Raw genomic sequence first — 20,814 nt, 5'->3', positions numbered from 1 at the left:
GCCTGCCGTGGCGGGGCCGGATGCCATTTGCTAAGCTGGCACTCCGTTAACCGCTGCCGGAATGCCGATGAAACGCCCTACCGTCACCTTGGATGACGTCGCCCGCGCGGCTGGCGTCTCCTACCAAACCGTCTCCCGCGTCATCAACCAGTCGCCCAATGTCTCCGTGCGCACCCGCCAGAAGGTGGAGGCCACCATGGCGGCGCTCAACTATGTGCCGAACCGGGTGGCACAGCAGCTGGCGGGCAAACGTTCGCGGGTGCTGGGGCTGGCGACCAGTTCACTGGCGCTACATGCACCGTCGCAGATTGCCGCCGCCATTGAGCAACGCGCCGGGGAGGCGGGCTATGGGCTGGTGATGGCGATGGTGCGCGGCAGCGGCGAACCGGCGTGCCGGGCGGCGCTCCAGGAGTTGCGCGCCCAGCGGGTGGACGGGGTGCTGGTGAATGCCCCGCTGGCGGGCGCGGCAGCGGCAGCGCTGGCGCAGAAGTCTGAGGGGTGGCCGCTGGTGTTCCTCGATACCGATCCGGCCACTGCCGCGCCGCATGTGCTGTTCGACCCGGCGCAGGGGGCGCGGCTGGCCACGGAGCATTTGCTAAGGGAGGGGCACCGTGCCATTGCGCTGCTGGCGGGGGAGGCCGGTTCCATCTCCGCCCAGTTGCGTTTGCAGGGCTGGCGGCAGGTGCTGGCGGAGGCCGGTTTGCTGCCGGTGGCCGAGCGCCACGGTGACTGGAGCGCCGCCGACGGCTACCAACAGACGCGGGCACTTCTGGCAGAGGGCACGCCATTCAGCGCCCTGCTGGTGGCCAATGACCAGATGGCGCTGGGGGCGATGCGCGCCCTGCACGAGGCCGGGCGGGCGGTGCCGCAACAGGTGTCGGTGGTGGGGTATGACGATACGGCAGATAGCGCCTTCTTCTTCCCGCCCCTGACCACGGTGCGGCAAGATTTTCGGCTGCTGGGGGAGCGGGCGGTGGAGACGTTGCTGGCCGGGCTGGCGGGCGAGGCCGCCAGCCTCACCCTGCCCGTGACGCTGGTGGCGCGCGGCACCACCCGTGCGGTGGAGCCGTCAGGCCAGTGAGGCCGTTTGCGACGGCTCGGGCAGCGGGGCATCCTTATACTCAATGGTGTTGCGGCCGTTGTGCTTGGCGCGATAGAGCGCATGGTCAGCCCGGTCAACCGCGCCCATCCAGTCCAACGCCTCCAGAGGCGAAATGCCGGTGCTGAGCGTGACCTGGGTAGAGACGTTCTCATTGAACAGGTGCGGGATCTCCAGCGCCAGCACCTGCTCTTGGATGCGTTGCGCCACTTTGATCGCATAGGCGCGCTCAACGTGGGTCAGCAGCACCAGAAACTCCTCGCCACCGTAACGCACCACGATGTCCCGCGAGCGCACGGTATCCCGGATGGCGGCGGCCACCCGCACCAGCGCCTGATCGCCCATCGTATGCCCGTAGTTGTCGTTGTAGGCCTTGAAGTGGTCGATATCCATTAGCAGCACGAAGTGTTGCTGGTTGGCCGCTGGCGGCTGCGTCGAAGCCCACTTATTTTCCAGCCCACGCCGGTTATAGAGGCTGGTGAGCGGATCGATCATACTGAGATCGCTGAATTTTTCCCGTTCAATATAGAGATTGTCCACCAAGCGGCGGGTAAAGGCATCACTACGTTTTTGCAGGATATGGTGCAGCGCCAATCCAGTCATTGGCAGGGCAATAATGAAAACAATTCTCAATAGATTATGTAGTTGATCGAAATAAACAATCATTATGCCAGCGGGCAATACATGCAGCAGAAAGGCAGTAAAGTTGGCTGAAAAGGCGATAGCGCTAATAAAAAATAGGCTAAACAAACTTATCAGCAGAAAATTTTTGTCATCTCCACCAATTGCTTGATATTTCAATGTGATATGCCAGGCCCAAAGCAGGCCCAATAAAAATGCATAGATATTCAAAATATTATCCAGCCGCAGGCGATTGAGCAGCGTGAATATCAGGCCGCCCAGGCTCAGCAGCGTGATGCCTGCCAACGGCACGGAGAGAAACATTTTATTATTGACGGTGCTCAGCAAGCTGAACAGGGACGATGTACAACTCAGGAATAAAAAGAGTAAGAGGGAGAGCCGATGCTTACTTTTGACAAGCTCGTCATAGGAACGCAAATTCATATCGTTTTCACTCTGGTTTAAAAAGCTATCAATCTGAAAATTTTATTAAAATAATGGTGCTATTTATCCCAATGCCGACGGCCGGTTATTAGTAACCGGTGTGACAATAAGGTTTTTAATTATTTAGGTAATGCTAAGAATTCAAAATTACCACTTTTGTACCAGACTGTCATCTTTGTACAAGAATTCTCAGAAAAGGGTGAAAATCCGCCACTGATGCTATATGATATTAATTCTCATTATCACTCAATCAGTAAGGGAATTAGGATGGTGGCGGCGATGATTACGGTGTGCGGGCTGTGGGGGGCGGTGTGGTGCATGGGCCGGAAATTGTCTGGCGGCTGGGGAGTGCTACTGCCCTGTGCGCTGCTGCCACTGTTGGCGATGATGGATATCAGCCTGGAGACGCTGCGGCTGGTGATCGTGGTAGCGATGCTGGTGACGCTGGGTATGCTGTTCAACCGCCATCTGCGCCACTATATTCTGGTGCCGTCCTGCGTGGCATTGCTCGGCAGTCTGGTTGCGATGACGCTGAACTTCAATATGCTGGGATAATAATGAGAGTAAGGGAAAAATAGGAAAACGTATTGGAGCAGGAGAGGAGAAGCAGGGGAAGAAAAGAGAAGCGAATCACGTGGTGCGAAGAGAGGGACTTGAACCCTCACGTCCGTAAGGACACTAACACCTGAAGCTAGCGCGTCTACCAATTCCGCCACCTTCGCACAGATGATTCTGCTGCAATTTATATCACCGGATTGGTGCGAAGAGAGGGACTTGAACCCTCACGTCCGTAAGAACACTAACACCTGAAGCTAGCGCGTCTACCAATTCCGCCACCTTCGCATTAAGTCCTGCGATATAAATCATGTGGTTATTTGGTGCGAAGAGAGGGACTTGAACCCTCACGTCCGTAAGGACACTAACACCTGAAGCTAGCGCGTCTACCAATTCCGCCACCTTCGCGTACCAATCACACTACTGAGGAGTAGCGTAACCACGGAGGCGAATTCTAGAGATTTTCGCTGCGGCGTCAATAACTATTTCGAAGAGATGACACGACTGCTGCAAAAGTAGACATAAAATGTAAAATTTGCTTTTTTTATCGCCATTATGGTGCCGTTGCCTGCTGCAATAGCGCGGCCAGCCACTCCAACATGACCCGCACCCGTGGCGCGACGAAGCGTCCTGGCGGGTACATCAGGTAGATTGGCATCGGCGGCGGCGGGGTCTCTGCCAGCACCTCCACCAGTGCGCCCCGCGCCAGCTCCGCCTGCACCGAGTAGCGCGCCGCCTGCACCAACCCAAAGCCACTGCACCCGGCCGCCAGATAGGCATCCGCGCCGCTGACCGCCAGTGTATGCGGCAGGGTGATGGCCTGCGTGCCGCCGGGTAAGCAGAATTCCAGCCGCTCCTGTTGCTGGCTATGCCGGAAAAAGTAGCCCACCATGCGGTGACCCTCAAGCGCTTCCGGCGACGTGGGCGTGCCGTGTGTCGCCAGATAGCCGGGGGAGGCGCAGGTGACCTGCGGCAAGGCTACGCGGCTGCGCACCACCAGATTCTCCGCCTCCGAGGGCCAGGCGCGCAGCACGCAATCCACGCCGTGGTCGAGCAGGTCGATGGCGGCGTCATTGGCGCTCAGCAGCACCTCAATGTGCGGGTAACGCGCCTGAAACTGCGGCAGCGCTGGGATCACCACTTCACGCGCCAGCGAGTGCGGCATGTCGAGGCGCACCTTGCCCGCTGGCTGGTGGCGCTGGTGGGCGAACAGCGCGTCCGCCTCCGCCAGCGCGTCCAGCAGTTGCAGGCAGCGCTGGTAGTAGATCTCTCCCTCCTGCGAAACGTGCAGCCGTCGGGTGGTGCGCACCAGCAACCGCACGCCGAGCCGCAACTCCAGACGCTTCAATACGTTGCTGACGGTGGCGCGTGGCAGGCCAAGATCCTCCGCCGCCCGGCTGAAACTCTGCAACTCCACAATCCGGGTGAAGACCCGCATCGCCTGAACCTGATCCATCAGTGCCCCCATTGTTGGCGATTTATGAACAGTGCTGTGCAAACCGCGTGATTTATCCCGTTCGCCTAAACAACCACACTGAGCGCATCAGGTAAACCACCGTAAGGAACAAGACAATGCAAACACGCCAATTGGGAAAAAATGGGCCAGTGGTCTCCGCCATTGGGCTAGGCTGCATGGGAATGAGCGACTTCTACTCCACCGGCGCGGATGCCGACGAGGCGGTCGCCACGCTGCACCGCGCGCTGGAGCTGGGGGTGACGATGCTGGATACCGCTGACATCTATGGGCCGCACACCAATGAGCAGCTGATTGGCCGCGCCATCAAGGGCAAGCGCGAGCAGGTGTTCCTCGCCACCAAGTTTGGCATTTTGCGCGATGCCAGCGCGCCGTCGCGCCGTGGTGTGGACAGTCGGCCGGAATATATTCGTGCCTCGCTGGAGGGCAGCCTGAAGCGGTTGCAGGTGGATCATATTGATCTCTACTACCAGCACCGCGTCGATCCGTCGGTGCCAATTGAAGAGGTGGTGGGCACGTTGGCCGATCTGGTGCGCGAGGGCAAGATCCGCTACCTCGGGCTAAGCGAGGCCTCCGCCGCCACGCTGGCGCGGGCGTGCGCCGTGCACCCTATCACCGCTTTGCAGACCGAGTACTCGCTCTGGTCACGGGAGGTAGAGCAGGAGATTTTACCCGCCTGTGAACGGCTGGGCGTGGGCTTTGTGCCCTACAGCCCGCTCGGGCGCGGCTTCCTGACCGGCAAGATCGCCGCGCCAGAGGATCTGGCCGCGGATGATTTCCGCCGGGGCAATCCGCGCTTTAGCCCGGAGAACTTCGCCAAAAACTTGCAGCTGGTGGAGGGGATCCGCGCACTGGCGGCAGGGAAGGGGGTGACGGCTGGCCAGCTGGCGCTGGCGTGGGTACTGGCACAGGGATCGCACATCGTGCCGATTCCCGGCACCAAGCGCCGCCGCTATCTGGAGGAGAATATCGCCGCCGTGGAGATCACCCTCGATCCGGGTGAACAGGCGGCGATCGCGGCCCTGTTTGCGCCTCAGGCGATCGCGGGGGATCGCTATGAGGCGCATGTGATGCCGATGCTTAACGTCTAGATTTTTTCTTCGGCGCGCGCGGCGGGCGGCCCAGTTCGGCCTGATAGACCTTGAAGCGGCCGGTCTGGGCCAGCACTTCATGGCTGCCGAAAGTGGCGTCGAGGATGTCGGCGTACGGCAGGAAGGCGTTGGCGACGATGCGCAGTTTGCCGCCGATGTGCAGGTGGCTGGCCGCGCCGCGGATCAGCATCTCGGCCGCGTGCAGGCTGGTTTGCAGCCCCTCATGGAACGGCGGGTTGGAGACGATCATATCGAAGCGCCCGCGGATGTCGGAGTAGACGTTGCTGGCGATCACGTTGCCCTCCAGGCCATTGGCGGCCAGCGTGGCGCGGCTCGCCTCCAGCGCGGCGGCGTTGACGTCGCTCAGCGTCAGCTTCACCTTCGGGAAGTGGGTGCCAAGTACCGCACCCACCACGCCTGCGCCACAGCCGATGTCCAGCACCGTGCCTTTGATATCCTCGCTGAAGGTGCCCAGCAGCAACATGCTGCCCGGATCGAGCGCGTCACGGCTGAAGACGCCCGGCAGGGTCTTCACCGTCACATCGGCAATCACGTAGGACTCCCACCAGTCGTCGGCGTCGAAGGCCGGTTGCTGCTCCAGACGGCCGTGGTAGAGGCCGCAGCGGCGCGCGCTGTCGATCTTCTGCAACGGGCTGTTGTCCTCCAGCATCCCCTCGGCGCTGCGCACGCCGGCGCGGTTCTCGCCCACCACAAACACCTCGGTGCCGACCGGCAGCAGCGACAGCAGGTTCGCGAGCTGGAACTGCGCCTCCTGCTTGCTCTTCGGCCAGTAGTAGATCAGCACCTCGCTCTGGCTGACGAACTCCGCCTCTGCCAGCAGGCCATACTGCACGTTATCCCCCAGCGCTTTACTGAGCATCTGTCCGTGATGATATTGGTTGGTATGGACACGCACCTCCGCCGCGTCGAACTGGGCGGGCAGGCTGTCTTGGAGGTCGCCGGCAAACAGCACGCGGCGTCCGGCAAATTCATCAGTGTGGCGCAGTATGACTTCACTGGCAGGGGTTAATGCAGACATCAGGTTGTGGCTCCTTTGGAAGATGACCGGGGATTATAGAGGTTTGTTGGCGCATGTTCGATGGGTTTGCTAGCATAGCGCGGCACATTTGGGTGCTTGGCAGGATTTGGCATGGCAACGCGACGCGACATACTGTTACAACAACTGGGCATCACGCAGTGGACCCTGCGCCGCCCGGCGGTCTTGCAGGGTGAAATCGCCGTCCACCTGCCGGACGGAACCCGGCTGCTTCTGGTGGCGGAAAGCCCGCCGCCCGCCGATCACCCGCTGGTGCGTGACCTGCTGCGGGCGCTGGAGCTGGATGCCCATCAGGTCTACAGCCTGACGCCCGATCAGGCGGCGATGCTGCCGGAAGGCACCCGCTGCACCAGTTGGCGCCTTGGCGTCAGCACACCGCTGGCCCTTGAGGGGGTACAGCTCTCCAGCCCGGCCCTGCCGGCGCTATCCCAGGACGCCGGCGCGAAACGCGCCCTTTGGCAGCAGATTTGTGAACATGAACAGCATCTCCATCCTGACGCCGGACGACCATCCGCGCGCCATGCAGATTGAACGCGCCAGCCACGCCTTTCCGTGGAGTGACGCCACCTTCGCCAGCAACCAAGGCGATCGTTACCTGAATTTGAAGATCATGGCCGACGGGCAGATGGCCGGTTTTGCCATCACCCAAGTGGTGCTGGATGAGGCGACGCTGTTCAACATCGCCATCGATCCCGCCTTCCAACGCCGTGGGCTGGGGCGCACCCTGCTCACCGGGCTGATCGCCGAGCTGGAGACGCGCGACATCATGACCCTCTGGCTGGAGGTGCGCGCCTCCAACCAGCCTGCCCTCGCGCTGTATGAGGATCTTGGCTTCAATGAAGTGTCACTGCGCCGCAACTACTACCCCACCGCCACCGGCCGCGAAGACGCGGTGATCATGGCGCTGCCGCTGTAAAGGCCGCCAAGCCAGCCCCCATGAACAATATTTCAACATTGATTGTCTCTGCGGGTTAAATCATAGAAAATAGCGCCCCATTATTACTCCTTTCCGCTTTGCCCGGTGCCGTTCGCGGCGCGATCTGATGGTCGCAGGGCGGTACAACGATAGAAACGTGAAAATGTCTCCAAGTGAATACGCCCGCGAAGTGGCCAAGCGCCGTACCTTCGCCATTATCTCCCACCCCGATGCGGGTAAAACCACCATCACCGAAAAGGTGTTGCTGTTCGGACAGGCGATCCAGACCGCCGGCACCGTGAAGGGCCGCGGCTCGAACCAGCACGCCAAATCTGACTGGATGGAGATGGAAAAACAGCGTGGGATCTCTATCACCACCTCGGTGATGCAGTTCCCCTATCGCGATGCGCTGGTCAACCTGCTGGATACCCCCGGGCACGAGGACTTCTCCGAGGATACCTACCGTACCCTGACGGCGGTGGACTGCTGCCTGATGGTGATCGACGCCGCAAAAGGCGTTGAGGATCGTACCCGCAAGCTGATGGAAGTCACCCGCCTGCGTGACACGCCGATCCTGACCTTCATGAACAAACTTGACCGCGATATCCGTGACCCGATGGAGGTGATGGATGAGGTGGAGCGCGAGCTGAAAATTGCCTGTTCGCCTATCACCTGGCCGATTGGCTGCGGCAAGCTGTTCAAGGGCGTGTACCACCTCTATAAGAATGAGACTTACCTCTACCAGACCGGTAAGGGCCATACCATTCAGGAAGTGCGCATCGTCAAAGGGCTGGATAACCCGGAGCTGGACGCCGCGGTCGGCGAAGATCTGGCGGCCCAGCTGCGTGATGAACTGGAGCTGGTGCAGGGCGCGTCCCATGAGTTTGAGCGTGAGGCCTTCCTTAATGGTGAGCTGACGCCGGTCTTCTTCGGCACCGCACTGGGTAACTTCGGCGTGGATCACATGCTGGATGGACTGGTGGAGTGGGCGCCAGCACCGATGCCGCGCAAAACTGACGTGCGCGAAGTGACGGCGGAAGAGGAGAAGTTCACCGGCTTCGTGTTCAAGATCCAGGCGAACATGGACCCGAAACACCGTGACCGCGTGGCCTTCATGCGCGTGGTCTCTGGCCGCTACGAGAAGGGCATGAAGATGCGCCAGGTGCGCACCGGCAAAGACGTGGTAATCTCTGACGCGCTGACCTTCATGGCGGGCGACCGCTCACACGTGGAAGAGGCCTATCCCGGCGACATCCTCGGCCTGCACAACCACGGCACCATCCAGATCGGCGACACCTTCACCCAGGGTGAGGATATGAAGTTCACCGGCATCCCGAACTTTGCGCCAGAACTGTTCCGCCGCATCCGCCTGCGCGACCCGCTGAAGCAGAAGCAGTTGCTGAAGGGGCTGGTGCAGCTCTCCGAAGAGGGCGCGGTGCAGGTGTTCCGTCCCATCGCCAACAACGACCTGATTGTCGGCGCGGTCGGGGTGCTCCAGTTTGACGTAGTGGTGGCACGCCTGAAGAGCGAGTACAACGTTGAGGCGATCTACGAGTCGGTCAACGTCTCCACCGCCCGCTGGGTAGAGTCCACGGACGTGAAGAAATTTGAGGAGTTCAAGCGCAAGTGCGAACTCAACCTGGCGCTGGATGGCGGTGACAACCTCACCTACATTGCCCCGACCATGGTGAACCTCAACCTGACGCAAGAGCGTTTCCCGGAAGTGACCTTCCGCAAAACCCGCGAGCATTAATCCACGCGATGAAAAAAACGGCAGCGATGCCGTTTTTTTTCGTCTGTAGCATGTTGTTACTTTCCCATTTCCCCTATCCAAAGCAGGAGAATTGCCGCTTTTTGCCGCAATATTCTCCTGTTTTGCTGCTTTTTTCATCCTGATTCCTCGGACTAGTCTGCATTTCCCGCCATTTCCGCAAATTTCCTTCAACCTCGTTATTTATCGACTATATTTAAGTTGTGCTTGCGAAACAGCGCGATAAAGCACTGATACAGGAGTTACTCGCAGCGGCTTATCTGGGATTTACGTCACTGAGTGGCGTTTAGTTCTGAATGAAGCGGTTGCTGAAGGGAACAACGGCGGGAAGCCGGGCAGCGCCACGGAAGGGGCGGGCAAGGATGCAGTTTTGCCAGACAAAGGACGGTTTTGACTTTAAGACGCACACGACGCAACGCTTTTTGACGTGCATAAGAACGTGAAATGGTCGGTCAGCTTGGTGGCAACGCCGGATATGGCCGACGGGTCCCGATGGTTGGGGATCACAACATAAAGGAATAAATCGATGAAAAAGTCTAAATTTGCCTATTCAATGATGGCCGTAGTGTTGAGTTCTGCGCTGGTGGGCGGTAATGCACTGGCGGAAACCATGACAAGCAAAGCGGACAGCGCCGCAACCTCCGCTGGCGATAAAATCGATAGCTCGGTAAACAAAGTCAGCAACTACATGGGTGACAGCGCGGTCACTGCCAAGGTGAAAAGCGCGCTGGTGGATGACGAGGCGATCAAAAGCACCGACATCTCGGTTGACACCACCAACGGCGTCGTAACCCTGAGCGGCTTCGTGGCCAGCCAGGCGGAAGCGGACAAAGCCGTGGCCGTGACCAAGAAAGTGGAGGGTGTCACCTCCGTCAGCGACAAGCTGCACGTACGTGACAGCAAAGAGCAGACCGCCAAAGCCTATGCGGGCGACGCTGCCACCACCACCGAAGTGAAGGCCAAACTGCTGGCTGACGACAATGTGCCTTCCCGTAACGTGAAAGTGATCACCACCGAAGGTGTGGTACAGCTGAGCGGTACTGTGGAGAATCAGGCGCAGTCCGAGCGTGCTGAAGGCATCGCCAAGGCCGTTGACGGGGTGAAATCCGTTAAAAACGACCTGACCATCAAGCCATAACATCCGGGGCCAACCGGCCCCGATGACCCGAGGTCAGGGCCGCCCCGTCGGGGCGGCCGGTAACTAACCAAAACCACAAGAAAAAACGACCGTGTCAGTCCTAAAGAGGGGGCGGGTCAGGCAATTTCCTGATTTTACGCTATCTTTTTAACATAGGTTTCATCGTCAGTCGGTGAGATCCAGGCTGTACAACGGTGTCTCGAATTTCAATAAGGTAAGGAGAGATTTATGTTTCGATGGGGCATTATCTTTTTAGTCATCGCGCTGATCGCTGCGGCGCTGGGCTTTGGTGGACTGGCAGGTACCGCGGCATGGGCTGCGAAAATTGTCTTCGTCGTCGGCATCATCCTGTTCCTGATCAGTCTGTTTACCGGTCGCCGCCGCTCTTAGCGGGCTGACGCACCCGCTGGCCGCCTCGTTGGCCGCCACACGATGGAAACGTGTGGCTGGCTAACGGGGCGTACGCCAGTGGCTCATTGGCAGGACGCCACCCACCCCAGCCAGCAGGGCATTAAGGGGTGACGGCCAGGAGGCCCGCCGGTTATCCTCCCCGGTGCGGAATAGCCGGGTAATGAGGTGAAGGTTGGGATACAGGATACCCATCACGCTGGGGAACATTGAGTCCCTGGCCTACAAACCCTACCGGCCAGGCAAAATCGCGCTGGTGTGTGAAGGGGGCGGACAACGTGGAATCTTCACGGCCGGCGTGCTGGATGAGTTCCAGCGCGCCCACTTCGATCCCTTCGACCTGTTGATCGGCACCTCTGCCGGTGCGCAAAACCTCTCCGCCTTTGTCTGCCGCCAGCCCGGCTATGCCCGGCGCGTAATCTCCTGCTACACCACCGCTCCCCAGTTCTTCAACCCCTTGCGCTTTGTGCGCGGCGGCCACCTGATCGATCTCGACTGGCTGGTGGAGGCAACCCACCAACAGATGCCGCTAGCGCTGGAGCAGGCTTCCGACTACCTCGGCAATGACCGCGAATTCCTGATGTGCGCCTGCCGCAGCGATGACTACTCGCCGGTCTACTTTGCGCCGACGCCGGAGAACTGGCTGTCGGTGCTCAAGGCCTCCAGCGCCATCCCTGGCTTCTACCGGCAGGGGGTGGAGCTGGAGGGGGTGAGCTACCAGGATGGCGGCATCAGCGCGGCCATCCCGGTGGAGGAGGCGTGGCGGCGCGGCGCGGATACCATCATCGTCATCCGCACGGTGCCGTCGCAGATGTTCTACACGCCGCAGTGGATGAAACGGATGGAGCAGTGGCTGAGCGAAAGCAGCCTGCAACAGCTGATCCACATGATGCAGCACCATGAGCAGAGCTATCGCCGCATCCAGCAATTCATCGAACAGCCGCCGGACAACCTGCGCATCTTTGAGATCTTCCCGCCGAAACCGCTGGCCAGCCGGGCGCTCGGCAGCCGCCTGCCAGCGCTGAACCGCGACTATCACCTCGGACGGCGCTGCGCGCGCTACTTCCTCGCCACCGTCGCCCACTGGCTGTTGCCGCAGGACGATCAGGTGCCAGACATCCTGCCGCTCACCAAGGTGCCGGACGCCGTGCTCGCGGGCACGCCACCGCTGCCCGCGGGCGAACCGGCCAATACGCCGCTGGTCACCGATACGCCACTGGTGGCCGCCGTGAGCGATGCGGTCAGCGGACTGCTGGCCGATGCGCCGCCAGTGGCGCAAAATGAGGAACCCGATGATCAGGAGCAGGCCGGATGACCCTTCCACGTTACTTTATTGATACCCATTGCCACTTTGATTTCCCGCCCTTTGTGCATGACGCGCAACAGAGCATCGCGCAGGCGGCGGCGCACGGCGTGCGGCAGATCATTGTGCCAGCCATCAGCGCCGATCGCTTTGCCCTCGTCAGTGAGCTGGCCGCCAGCCATCCGGCGCTCTTTGCCGCCCTCGGGCTGCACCCGCTGTTCATCGACCGGCATGATGACGCGGCGCTGGCGGCACTGGCCGATCGCCTGCGGCAGCCCGACCCCAAGTGCGTGGCGGTGGGGGAGATTGGGTTAGATCTTTATATGGAGAACCCGCGCTTTGAGCGGCAGAAGGCGCTGCTGGCGGCGCAGTTCCATCTGGCGAAGCAGGCGAACCTGCCGGTGATCCTGCACTCGCGCCGCACCCATGACCCGCTGGCGGCGATGCTGCGCCAGCACAAGTTGCCAGCCACTGGCGTGGTGCATGGCTTTGCCGGCAGCCAGTCACAGGCGGAAGCCTTCATCAAGCTGGGCTACGCGATTGGCGTCGGCGGCACCATCACCTATGAGCGGGCGCAGAAGACCCGGCGCACCTTCGCCGCGTTGCCGCTCTCCTCGCTGCTGCTGGAGACCGACGCCCCCGACATGCCGCTGGCCGGTTACCAAGGCCAACCCAACCGGCCGGAGCGCGCGGCGCTGACCTTTGAGGTGCTCTGCCAGCTACGCAGTGAACCGGCCGAAGAGATTGCCGCCGCCCTGAACGCCAATACCCGCCGCATCTTTAACCTGCCACTGCTGGCTGACCAGTCTGAAAAAGCAATGTAATAAAAATAACATTTTTGCTGCCCGGCCACGGCGTTTGTATACCGGTTGACAAAACTTTTCACCGCTGGCGCGGAAATCCCATTCTCTTCCCGTTGTGACTATTATAACATCCTGCCTTGCGAATCCCTGCCGGCGCGGCCTGCGGGCCGGGACGGCACACCGGGCCAGGTAGCCTGGTGTACACTCATAATTGCGGTCATTTTCTGAGCTTGAAACGATTAACATGTGATGTCTGTCACATGTAATCTAAACGCGTTACAATTGGCTTTCAGATTTTGTGAAACAGAACACATAAGCGTCCCCTTATGCGTGTTTCAATAGCCAACGCTGGCCGGCGCCGGCTAGTGCGGTGAGAAGGATCTCAACGGTGGTATGCGCCTGCGTGCCCGCCTGCTCTTCACGGAACCAAGTCCGCTCGCCAACCTGTAGAGTGCGTTGCCCTCAGACCTGATCGTGGTTGTCAGCAACGATAACTGTTGGAGAGTCATATGACCGATTTAACCGCCGCAGCGCAGCGTGCGCTGAGCCTCATGGATTTAACCACCCTGAACGAAGACGACACCGATGAGAAGGTGATTGCGCTCTGCCGTCAGGCGAAAAGCCCGGCTGGCAACACCGCGGCCATCTGCATCTACCCACGCTTTATCCCGGTGGCCCGCAAGGCGCTGCGTGAGCAGGGCACCCCTGAGATCCGCATCGCTACCGTGACCAACTTCCCGCATGGCAATGATGACGTGGAGATCGCGCTGGCGGAGACCCGCGCGGCCATCGCCTATGGCGCGGATGAGGTGGACGTGGTCTTCCCCTACCGGGCGCTGATCGCCGGTAACGAGCAGGTGGGCTTTGAGCTGGTGAAAGCCTGCAAAGAGGCCTGTGCGTCAGCTAACGTGCTGCTGAAAGTGATCATCGAAACCGGTGAGCTGAAGCAGGCGGCGCTGATCCGCAAGGCGTCCGAGATCGCCATCAAGGCGGGCGCAGACTTCATCAAGACCTCCACCGGCAAGGTGCCGGTCAACGCCACGCCAGAGAGCGCCGAGCTGATGATCCAGGTGATTCACGATCTGGGCGTCGGTGAGCAGGTCGGCTTCAAACCGGCCGGTGGCGTGCGCACCGCGGAAGACGCGGCGCACTATCTGGCGATTGCCGGGCGCATCATGGGCGACCAGTGGGCCGACGCGCGCCACTTCCGCTTCGGTGCCTCCAGCCTGCTGGCCAGCTTGCTGACCACGTTGGGCCACGCCAGCGGCAACGCGAACGGCGGCTACTGATGGGCCTGCCGCGCCGGTTTTCCGGCGCGGCCTTCACTCATGTGACGCAAGGGGGACACCTTGTTTCTGGCACAAGAAATTATTCGAAAAAAACGTGACGGCCAGCCGCTGACGGAAGAGGAAATCCGCTTCTTCATCAATGGCATTCGCGACAACCAGGTTTCAGAGGGTCAGATCGCCGCGCTGGCGATGACCATCTATTTCCATGACATGACCATGCCGGAGCGCGTGGCGCTGACGATGGCGATGCGCGACTCGGGCGCGGTGCTGAACTGGCAGAGTCTGGGGCTGAATGGCCCGGTGGTGGACAAGCACTCCACCGGCGGCGTCGGCGACGTGACGTCGCTAATGCTGGGGCCGATGGTGGCGGCGTGCGGCGGCTACGTGCCGATGATCTCCGGGCGCGGCCTTGGCCACACCGGCGGCACGCTGGACAAGCTGGAGGCAATTCCCGGCTTCGACATCTTCCCGGATGATGCCCGCTTCCGTACCATCATCCAGCAGGTGGGGGTGGCGATCATCGGCCAGACCAGTTCGCTGGCACCGGCGGACAAGCGTTTCTACGCCACGCGTGACATCACCGCCACCGTGGACTCCATCCCGCTGATCACTGCCTCGATTCTGGCGAAAAAGCTGGCCGAGGGGCTGGACGCGCTGGTGATGGACGTGAAGGTAGGCTCCGGCGCATTCATGCCGACCTACGAACAGTCCGAGTCGCTGGCGCAGGCGATTGTCGGCGTCGCCAATGGCGCGGGCTGCAACACCACGGCGCTGCTGACGGACATGAACCAGGTGCTGGCTTCCAGCGCTGGCAACGCGGTCGAAGTGCGCGAAGCCGTGCGCTTCCTGACCGGCGAATACCGCAACCCACGCCTGTTTGAGGTCACGATGGCCCTCTGCGTGGAGATGCTGCTGTCGGGCGGCTTGGCGAAGGATGACGCCGAGGCCCGCACCAAACTGCAAACCGTGCTGGACAACGGCGCGGCGGCAGAGATCTTTGGCCGGATGGTGGCCGCCCAACGCGGCCCCACCGATTTTATTGAGCACTACGATCGTTATCTGCCAGCGGCGACGCTGAGCAAACCGGTCTATGCGACGGAGAAGGGCTATATCCGCGCCGTGGACACCCGCGCGCTGGGCATGGCCGTGGTGACCCTCGGCGGTGGCCGCCGGCGGGCGTCGGACAGCATCGACTACAGCGTCGGCCTGACCTCGGTGGCCCGGCTGGGCGAGCGGGTGGACACCCAACAGCCGCTGGCAATGATCCACGCCAACAGCGAGGAGTCATGGTGGCAGGCGGCGGAGGCAGTACGCGCCGCCATCACGCTCGGCGAGCAACCGCCGGAGGCGACGCCGGTCATCTACCAACGCATCCGGGCATAACGGTCACCCTTTCGCGTAGCCCTGTGGCCCGGCTGGCAGCCCGCCGCACAAACGCGTGAACACACGCAGGAGAACAGAATGAAACGTACGTTTATCATGGTGTTGGACTCTTTCGGTATCGGCCATAGCGCAGACGCTGAACGGTTTGGCGACAAAGGTGCTGACACGCTGGGACACATTGCCGAAGCCTGCGCGCGCGGCGAGGCTGACGTGGGCCGCAAGGGGCCGCTGCACATGCCGAACATGAGCCGACTGGGGCTGGGCAAGGCGGCGGAAGCTTCCACCGGCACCTTCCCGCCGGGGCTGGACGCCAACGCTGACATCATCGGCGCCTACGCCTTCGCCAGCGAACTCTCCTCCGGCAAGGACACCCCGTCCGGCCACTGGGAGATTGCTGGCGTGCCGGTGCTGTTTGACTGGGGCTACTTCACCGACACCGAAAACAGCTTCCCGCAAGAGTTGTTAGACAAGCTGGTGGATCGCGCCAACCTGCCGGGCTACCTCGGCAACTGCCACTCCTCCGGCACGGTGATCCTTGACCAGCTGGGCGAAGAGCACATGAAAACCGGCAAGCCGATCTTCTACACCTCGGCGGACTCGGTGTTCCAGATTGCCTGCCACGAAGAGACCTTCGGGCTGGAGCGGCTCTATGAGCTGTGCGAAATCGCGCGCGAGGAGCTGACCGAGGGCGGCTACAACATTGGCCGCGTGATTGCCCGCCCGTTCGTCGGCAACAAGGCTGGCGAGTTTGAGCGCACCGGCAACCGCCACGATCTGGCAGTGGAGCCGCCGGCACCGACCATCCTGAAAAAGATGGTGGACGAGAAGCAGGGCGAGGTGGTCTCCATCGGCAAGATCGCGGACATCTACGCGCAGGTCGGCATCACCAAAAAAGTGAAGGCCACCGGGCTGGACGCGCTGTTTGACGCCACTGTCAAAGAGATGGCGGCGGCGGGTGACAACACCATCGTCTTTACCAACTTTGTGGACTTCGACTCCGCCTACGGCCACCGCCGTGACGTGCCCGGCTATGCCGCGGCGCTGGAGCTGTTCGACCGCCGCCTGCCGGAGCTGATGGCGCTGGTTGGCCCGGATGACATGCTGATCCTGACCGCCGACCACGGCTGCGACCCGACCTGGACCGGCACCGATCACACCCGTGAGCACATCCCGGTGTTGATCTACGGCCCGAAAATCAAGCCGGGCTTCCTCGGCAAGCGCGACACCTTCGCTGACATCGGCCAGACCGTTGCCAGCTACTTCGGCATGTCGCCGATGGAATACGGCAAGTCCATGCTGTAACCTGATCTGCGCGCCGCCTCCGGGCGGCGCGGTTTTTATGATTAACGTCAGAATTTGTGAAATAAGGAACTGAATATGGCTACGCCGCATATCAATGCTGAAATGGGTGATTTTGCAGACGTGGTACTGATGCCGGGCGATCCGCTGCGTGCCAAGTACATCGCGGAAACCTTCCTGGAAGACGTGCGTCTGGTCAACGAAGTGCGCGGTATGCTGGGCTACACCGGCACCTACAAGGGCCGCAAAATCTCCGTCATGGGCCACGGCATGGGCATCCCCTCCTGCTCCATCTACGCCAAAGAGCTGATCACTGAGTTCGGCGTGAAGAAGATCATCCGTGTCGGCTCCTGCGGCGCGGTGCGCAGCGACGTGAAACTGCGTGACGTGGTGATCGGCATGGGCGCTTGCACCGACTCCAAGGTGAACCGCCTGCGCTTTAAAGATCACGACTATGCCGCCATCGCTGACTTCGACATGGTGCGCCATGCAGTGGACGCGGCGAAGGCCAAGGGCATCCCGGCACGCGTCGGCAACATCTTCTCCGCTGACCTGTTCTACACCCCAGATCCGCAGATGTTCGACGTGATGGAGAAGTACGGCATCCTCGGCGTGGAGATGGAAGCGGCGGGCATCTATGGCGTGGCGGCAGAGTTCGGCGCGAAAGCGCTGGCAATCTGCACCGTCTCCGACCATATCCGCACCCACGAGCAGACCACTGCTGACGAGCGCCAGACCACCTTCAACGAGATGATCGAGATCGCGCTGGAGTCCGTGCTGCTGGGCGACCAGGAGTAACGGCCACTGGCTGAAAAAAAACCGCGCTGAGGCGCGGTTTTTTTATGCTCAGGATTTGCCGGGCGGATCCTCTGGCTCCTCCTTCACCGGCCGGGCGGCGGTGAGCAGGAAGGGGGATTGCTGCCAGCGGCTGCGGCGGTGCTGCAACAGGGTGCGCGCCAAAATGATGCCGACCGCCAGCGCCAGCAGCATCATCAGCCGCAGCAAATTGGTGGTATTGTCCACCTGCTTGGACTCGGTCGCCAGCACGTGGGTATCCAGCGTGATGCGCAGGAACCCCTCGGGATCGGCGCGATCGCCAATCGGCTCGACAATCTGGTGGTTGAAGTAGCTGCCGGCGCGCTTGCCATCCAGCGCCAGCCGGTCGCGCACCGGCACTGTCTCGCCAGCGTGCGCCACCAGCGTGCCATCCATCTGGTAGACGCCTGCGTCCAGGATGCGGCTGTTGTCATCCGTCAGGCGTGCCAGTAGCGCGGTGATCTTGTCGCTATCGACGTTTTCATTATCGCTGTCCATCAGCGGCGTTAATGAGTAGGCGACCTGCCGCGCCAATGTTTGCGCCAGCTCCTCCACCTGCTCTGAGCGCGCCATCTGGTGGCTCAGGCTGAAGTAGGAGGCACCCTGCATCAACCCGACCAGCAGCGCCAGGCAGATCAGCACGATGACGGTACGGTGCAGGCGGAATGTGAATGTGGCTCGGGCCATGCCGTGTCCTTCAGAGGATTTGATCAGTTTCATGTTGCCAGAAGCAAGGGCGATAGGATAGCTTGAGGCGCGTTTAACGAGGCCACGCGCCATGCCCCTGAGGCCATTTGCACGCCGCGTTATCGGTTAAATCCATGCCGGGCCTGCCGGCGAGCCAAGTTTACCATGACCCCTCTGCACCCCTACAGGAGTTAACGATGTCGACCAGTCTGACCTATTGCGATCTTCCGGCGGAGATCGATCAATGGCCGGGGCTTCCCCTCTCTTTAAGCGGCGATGAAGTGATGCCGCTTGACTACCGCGCGGGCCAGACCGGCTGGTTGCTCTATGGCAGAGGGCTGGACAAGCAGACCCTGACCCACTTCCAGCGCGAGCTGGGCAACGCGCTGGTGATCGTGAGCGCCTGGCGCATCGGTGACTGCTGCGTGGCACGCCTCGCTGGCACCCTGACACCGGCGGTCGCCGAGCTGGCGGATCGCCGTGGGCTGGATGTCGCGCCGCTCGGCAAGCTGCCCGACCTGCGTATGCCGGGCCTGCTGGTGATGGACATGGACTCCACCGCGATTGAGATTGAGTGCATCGACGAGATCGCCAAACTGGCGGGCGTCGGCGAGCAGGTGGCGGAAGTGACCGAGCGGGCGATGCGCGGCGAGCTGGACTTCAGCGCCAGCCTGCGCCAGCGCGTCGGCACGCTCAAGGGCGCGGACGCCAATATCCTGAAGACGGTGCGCGACCAGTTGCCGCTGATGCCGGGCCTGACCGAGCTGGTCAGCCGCCTGCACGGCTTTGGCTGGCATGTGGCCATCGCCTCTGGCGGCTTTACCTACTTTGCCGAGTACCTGCGTGAGCGCCTCAATTTGGTGGCGATTGCCGCCAACGAACTGGAGCTGCGCGACGGCAAGCTGACCGGCGAAGTGCTGGGGCCGATTGTTGATGCCCAGTACAAGGCCGACATCCTGCAATCTCTGGCGGAGAAGCTGGAGATCCCGGCCTCCCAGACGGTGGCGATTGGCGACGGCGCCAACGACCTGCTGATGATCCAGGCCGCCGGGCTGGGGCTGGCCTACCACGCCAAGCCGAAGGTCTACGCGCAGGCGAAGGTCTGCATCCGCCACGCCGACCTGACCGGCGTGCTCTGCGTATTGAGCGGCAGCTTCCGCGACGGCATCTAAGGGCTGGTTATCCATCCAGTTGTTGGGGTAGAATAGGGGACTTCACGGCGTGCGCGGCGCGCCCGGTTCCCACGACGCCCCGGCGTCAGAAACATGAGGTAGGCTGTGGCTAAAGCTCCGAAACGTGCGTTTGTCTGTAATGAGTGTGGGGCGGATTATCCGCGCTGGCAGGGGCAGTGCAGCGCTTGTCAGGCCTGGAATACCATTACCGAAGTGCGCGTGGCCGCCTCCCCGTCGTCAGCACGTACCGAGCGCTTCAGCGGCTACGCGGGCGATGCCGGTGTCAGCAAGGTGCAGAAACTCTCTGAGATCAGCCTGGAGGAGTTGCCGCGCTTCAGCACCGGCTTCAAGGAGTTTGACCGGGTGCTGGGCGGCGGCGTGGTGCCCGGCAGCGCCATCCTGATTGGCGGCAGCCCCGGCGCTGGCAAGAGTACCCTGCTGTTGCAGACCCTCTGCAAGCTTTCCGAAAACATGAAGACGCTCTACGTCACCGGCGAGGAGTCGCTCCAGCAGGTGGCGATGCGCGCCCACCGCCTCGGCCTGCCGACCGCCAACCTCAACATGCTCTCCGAAACCAGCATCGAGCAGATCTGCCTGATCGCCGAGCAGGAGCAGCCGAAGCTGATGGTGATCGACTCCATCCAGGTGATGCACATGGCGGAGATCCAATCCTCGCCGGGCAGCGTGGCGCAGGTGCGTGAAACCGCCGCCTACCTGACGCGCTTCGCCAAGACGCGCGGCGTGGCGATCATCATGGTCGGCCACGTCACCAAGGATGGCTCGCTGGCTGGCCCGAAGGTGCTGGAGCACTGCATCGACTGTTCGGTGTTGCTGGATGGCGATGCCGACTCCCGCTTCCGTACCCTGCGCAGCCACAAGAACCGCTTCGGCGCGGTGAATGAGCTGGGCGTGTTCGCGATGACCGAGCAGGGGTTGCGCGAGGTGAGCAACCCCTCCGCCATCTTCCTCAGCCGCGGTGACGAGGTCATGTCTGGCAGCGCGGTGGTGGTGGTCTGGGAGGGCACCCGGCCGCTGCTGGTGGAGATCCAGGCGCTGGTCGATCACTCCATGATGTCCAACCCACGCCGCGTGGCGGTGGGGCTGGAGCAGAACCGGCTGGCGATCCTGCTGGCGGTGCTGCACCGCCACGGCGGGTTGCAGATGGCCGATCAGGATGTGTTCGTCAACGTGGTAGGCGGCGTGAAGGTGACGGAGACCAGCGCCGACCTCTCGCTGCTGCTGGCGTTGGTTTCCAGCCTGCGTGACCGCCCGCTGCCGCAGGATCTGGTGGTGTTCGGCGAGGTGGGGCTGTCCGGTGAGATCCGCCCGGTGCCGAGCGGCCAGGAGCGCGTCTCTGAGGCGGCCAAGCACGGCTTCAAGCGCGCGATTGTGCCGCACGCCAACATGCCGAAAAAGTTGCCGCCCAACATGCAGGTGTTCGGCGTGAAGAAGCTGGCTGACGCGCTGGCGATCCTCGACGACCTGTAA

At 61.6% G+C, this 20,814-nt stretch carries 20 protein-coding genes and 3 tRNA genes; 16 read left to right on the top strand and 7 right to left on the bottom strand.

All coding sequences use genetic code 11. The annotated features are described in order from the left end of the window. Window positions 1-67 precede the first annotated feature (67 nt). Complete coding sequence (locus tag C1N62_RS14955; protein ID WP_137764379.1) at window positions 68-1,081, top strand: LacI family DNA-binding transcriptional regulator; 1,014 nt, start codon at window positions 68-70, stop codon at window positions 1,079-1,081. Here C1N62_RS14955 and C1N62_RS14950 read toward each other — a convergent pair. Then, window positions 1,070-2,164 carry a GGDEF domain-containing protein gene (locus C1N62_RS14950; RefSeq protein WP_137764378.1) on the bottom strand — a complete coding sequence of 365 codons (1,095 nt, stop codon included), beginning with the start codon at window positions 2,162-2,164 and terminating at the stop codon, window positions 1,070-1,072. The genes C1N62_RS14955 and C1N62_RS14950 overlap by 12 nt on opposite strands. A 267-nt stretch (window positions 2,165-2,431) precedes the next feature. Between C1N62_RS14950 and C1N62_RS14945 the strand changes: the two genes are divergently transcribed. Then, window positions 2,432-2,719 carry a DUF1435 family protein gene (locus C1N62_RS14945; protein WP_137764377.1) on the top strand — a complete coding sequence of 96 codons (288 nt, stop codon included), beginning with the start codon at window positions 2,432-2,434 and terminating at the stop codon, window positions 2,717-2,719. A gap of 80 nt (window positions 2,720-2,799) precedes the next feature. Here C1N62_RS14945 and C1N62_RS14940 read toward each other — a convergent pair. The 4 genes from C1N62_RS14940 to C1N62_RS14925 form a co-directional block, all read right to left on the bottom strand. Continuing rightward, window positions 2,800-2,886 (bottom strand) — tRNA-Leu (locus tag C1N62_RS14940). A 34-nt stretch (window positions 2,887-2,920) separates the two neighbouring features. Then, window positions 2,921-3,007, bottom strand: a tRNA-Leu gene (locus tag C1N62_RS14935). A 33-nt stretch (window positions 3,008-3,040) separates the two neighbouring features. After that, window positions 3,041-3,127: transfer RNA gene (locus tag C1N62_RS14930), tRNA-Leu, on the bottom strand. A 145-nt stretch (window positions 3,128-3,272) separates the two neighbouring features. Beyond that, window positions 3,273-4,175, bottom strand: a complete 903-nt coding sequence (locus tag C1N62_RS14925) for a LysR family transcriptional regulator (protein WP_137764376.1) — start codon at window positions 4,173-4,175, stop codon at window positions 3,273-3,275. A 116-nt stretch (window positions 4,176-4,291) separates the two neighbouring features. Between C1N62_RS14925 and C1N62_RS14920 the strand changes: the two genes are divergently transcribed. Further along, the gene (locus tag C1N62_RS14920) at window positions 4,292-5,284 is read left to right on the top strand and encodes an aldo/keto reductase (protein ID WP_137764375.1); all 993 of its coding nucleotides are present in this window, start codon (window positions 4,292-4,294) and stop codon (window positions 5,282-5,284) included. Here C1N62_RS14920 and rsmC read toward each other — a convergent pair. Further along, entirely contained in the window at window positions 5,274-6,323 is a 1,050-nt protein-coding gene (gene rsmC, locus C1N62_RS14915) for a 16S rRNA (guanine(1207)-N(2))-methyltransferase RsmC (protein WP_137764374.1), read from the bottom strand. The two genes, C1N62_RS14920 and rsmC, sit on opposite strands and share 11 nt — an antisense overlap. A 111-nt stretch (window positions 6,324-6,434) precedes the next feature. Here rsmC and C1N62_RS14910 point away from each other — a divergent pair, with 111 nt between their 5' ends. From C1N62_RS14910 to deoD, 11 genes are all read left to right on the top strand, one after another. Next, window positions 6,435-6,872 (top strand): DNA polymerase III subunit psi, encoded by a 438-nt coding sequence (locus tag C1N62_RS14910; protein WP_137764373.1) that lies wholly within the window; start codon window positions 6,435-6,437, stop codon window positions 6,870-6,872. After that, window positions 6,817-7,257: a ribosomal protein S18-alanine N-acetyltransferase gene (gene rimI / locus C1N62_RS14905; RefSeq protein WP_137764372.1), complete on the top strand. Its 441-nt coding sequence runs from the start codon at window positions 6,817-6,819 to the stop codon at window positions 7,255-7,257. The genes C1N62_RS14910 and rimI overlap by 56 nt, the downstream gene beginning before the upstream one ends. A 163-nt stretch (window positions 7,258-7,420) precedes the next feature. Next, window positions 7,421-9,010 carry a peptide chain release factor 3 gene (prfC, locus tag C1N62_RS14900; protein ID WP_137764371.1) on the top strand — a complete coding sequence of 530 codons (1,590 nt, stop codon included), beginning with the start codon at window positions 7,421-7,423 and terminating at the stop codon, window positions 9,008-9,010. Window positions 9,011-9,554: 544 nt separating this feature from the next. Next, the gene (gene osmY, locus C1N62_RS14895) at window positions 9,555-10,166 is read left to right on the top strand and encodes a molecular chaperone OsmY (protein WP_137764370.1); all 612 of its coding nucleotides are present in this window, start codon (window positions 9,555-9,557) and stop codon (window positions 10,164-10,166) included. Window positions 10,167-10,394: 228 nt separating this feature from the next. Then, on the top strand, window positions 10,395-10,556 hold the full coding sequence (locus tag C1N62_RS14890; RefSeq protein ID WP_137764369.1) for a DUF1328 domain-containing protein: 162 nt from the start codon (window positions 10,395-10,397) through the stop codon (window positions 10,554-10,556). Window positions 10,557-10,749: 193 nt separating this feature from the next. After that, complete coding sequence (locus C1N62_RS14885; protein WP_137764368.1) at window positions 10,750-11,889, top strand: patatin family protein; 1,140 nt, start codon at window positions 10,750-10,752, stop codon at window positions 11,887-11,889. Beyond that, window positions 11,886-12,701 (top strand): TatD family hydrolase, encoded by an 816-nt coding sequence (locus C1N62_RS14880; RefSeq protein WP_137764367.1) that lies wholly within the window; start codon window positions 11,886-11,888, stop codon window positions 12,699-12,701. The genes C1N62_RS14885 and C1N62_RS14880 overlap by 4 nt, the downstream gene beginning before the upstream one ends. A 488-nt stretch (window positions 12,702-13,189) precedes the next feature. Beyond that, window positions 13,190-13,969, top strand: a complete 780-nt coding sequence (gene deoC / locus C1N62_RS14875; RefSeq protein ID WP_137764366.1) for a deoxyribose-phosphate aldolase — start codon at window positions 13,190-13,192, stop codon at window positions 13,967-13,969. Between the two features lie 60 nt (window positions 13,970-14,029). Beyond that, window positions 14,030-15,352, top strand: a complete 1,323-nt coding sequence (deoA, locus tag C1N62_RS14870) for a thymidine phosphorylase (RefSeq protein WP_137764365.1) — start codon at window positions 14,030-14,032, stop codon at window positions 15,350-15,352. A gap of 78 nt (window positions 15,353-15,430) precedes the next feature. Then, entirely contained in the window at window positions 15,431-16,654 is a 1,224-nt protein-coding gene (gene deoB / locus C1N62_RS14865; protein ID WP_137764364.1) for a phosphopentomutase, read from the top strand. 75 nt (window positions 16,655-16,729) lie between these two features. Beyond that, complete coding sequence (gene deoD, locus C1N62_RS14860) at window positions 16,730-17,449, top strand: purine-nucleoside phosphorylase (RefSeq protein ID WP_137764363.1); 720 nt, start codon at window positions 16,730-16,732, stop codon at window positions 17,447-17,449. A gap of 48 nt (window positions 17,450-17,497) precedes the next feature. Here the strand turns inward: deoD and C1N62_RS14855 are convergent, their stop codons facing one another. Next, window positions 17,498-18,154, bottom strand: coding sequence for a YtjB family periplasmic protein (locus C1N62_RS14855; protein WP_137764362.1), 657 nt, complete (start codon window positions 18,152-18,154; stop codon window positions 17,498-17,500). A gap of 197 nt (window positions 18,155-18,351) precedes the next feature. Between C1N62_RS14855 and serB the strand changes: the two genes are divergently transcribed. Together serB and radA are read left to right on the top strand one after the other, a co-directional pair. Further along, window positions 18,352-19,326 (top strand): phosphoserine phosphatase, encoded by a 975-nt coding sequence (gene serB / locus C1N62_RS14850; protein WP_137764361.1) that lies wholly within the window; start codon window positions 18,352-18,354, stop codon window positions 19,324-19,326. 105 nt (window positions 19,327-19,431) lie between these two features. Further along, window positions 19,432-20,814 (top strand): DNA repair protein RadA, encoded by a 1,383-nt coding sequence (radA, locus tag C1N62_RS14845; RefSeq protein WP_137764360.1) that lies wholly within the window; start codon window positions 19,432-19,434, stop codon window positions 20,812-20,814.

Source organism: Nissabacter sp. SGAir0207, assembly GCF_005491205.1.
GTDB lineage: Bacteria > Pseudomonadota > Gammaproteobacteria > Enterobacterales > Enterobacteriaceae > Chimaeribacter.
The sequence above is the reverse complement of the archived record's forward strand: the minus strand, read 5'-3'. Positions and strand labels throughout refer to the sequence as shown.

Coding starts and splice junctions, on each gene's coding strand:
- C1N62_RS14880 (WP_137764367.1), top strand. CDS start 11,886: ATGACCCTTCCACGTTACTTTATTGATACCCATTGCCACTTTGATTTC.
- deoC (WP_137764366.1), top strand. CDS start 13,190: ATGACCGATTTAACCGCCGCAGCGCAGCGTGCGCTGAGCCTCATGGAT.
- C1N62_RS14925 (WP_137764376.1), bottom strand. CDS start 4,175: ATGGATCAGGTTCAGGCGATGCGGGTCTTCACCCGGATTGTGGAGTTG.
- deoD (WP_137764363.1), top strand. CDS start 16,730: ATGGCTACGCCGCATATCAATGCTGAAATGGGTGATTTTGCAGACGTG.
- deoB (WP_137764364.1), top strand. CDS start 15,431: ATGAAACGTACGTTTATCATGGTGTTGGACTCTTTCGGTATCGGCCAT.
- C1N62_RS14950 (WP_137764378.1), bottom strand. CDS start 2,164: ATGAATTTGCGTTCCTATGACGAGCTTGTCAAAAGTAAGCATCGGCTC.
- C1N62_RS14910 (WP_137764373.1), top strand. CDS start 6,435: ATGGCAACGCGACGCGACATACTGTTACAACAACTGGGCATCACGCAG.
- C1N62_RS14955 (WP_137764379.1), top strand. CDS start 68: ATGAAACGCCCTACCGTCACCTTGGATGACGTCGCCCGCGCGGCTGGC.
- prfC (WP_137764371.1), top strand. CDS start 7,421: ATGTCTCCAAGTGAATACGCCCGCGAAGTGGCCAAGCGCCGTACCTTC.
- C1N62_RS14945 (WP_137764377.1), top strand. CDS start 2,432: ATGGTGGCGGCGATGATTACGGTGTGCGGGCTGTGGGGGGCGGTGTGG.
- rsmC (WP_137764374.1), bottom strand. CDS start 6,323: ATGTCTGCATTAACCCCTGCCAGTGAAGTCATACTGCGCCACACTGAT.
- C1N62_RS14855 (WP_137764362.1), bottom strand. CDS start 18,154: ATGGCCCGAGCCACATTCACATTCCGCCTGCACCGTACCGTCATCGTG.
- rimI (WP_137764372.1), top strand. CDS start 6,817: ATGAACAGCATCTCCATCCTGACGCCGGACGACCATCCGCGCGCCATG.
- C1N62_RS14920 (WP_137764375.1), top strand. CDS start 4,292: ATGCAAACACGCCAATTGGGAAAAAATGGGCCAGTGGTCTCCGCCATT.
- serB (WP_137764361.1), top strand. CDS start 18,352: ATGTCGACCAGTCTGACCTATTGCGATCTTCCGGCGGAGATCGATCAA.
- C1N62_RS14890 (WP_137764369.1), top strand. CDS start 10,395: ATGTTTCGATGGGGCATTATCTTTTTAGTCATCGCGCTGATCGCTGCG.
- osmY (WP_137764370.1), top strand. CDS start 9,555: ATGAAAAAGTCTAAATTTGCCTATTCAATGATGGCCGTAGTGTTGAGT.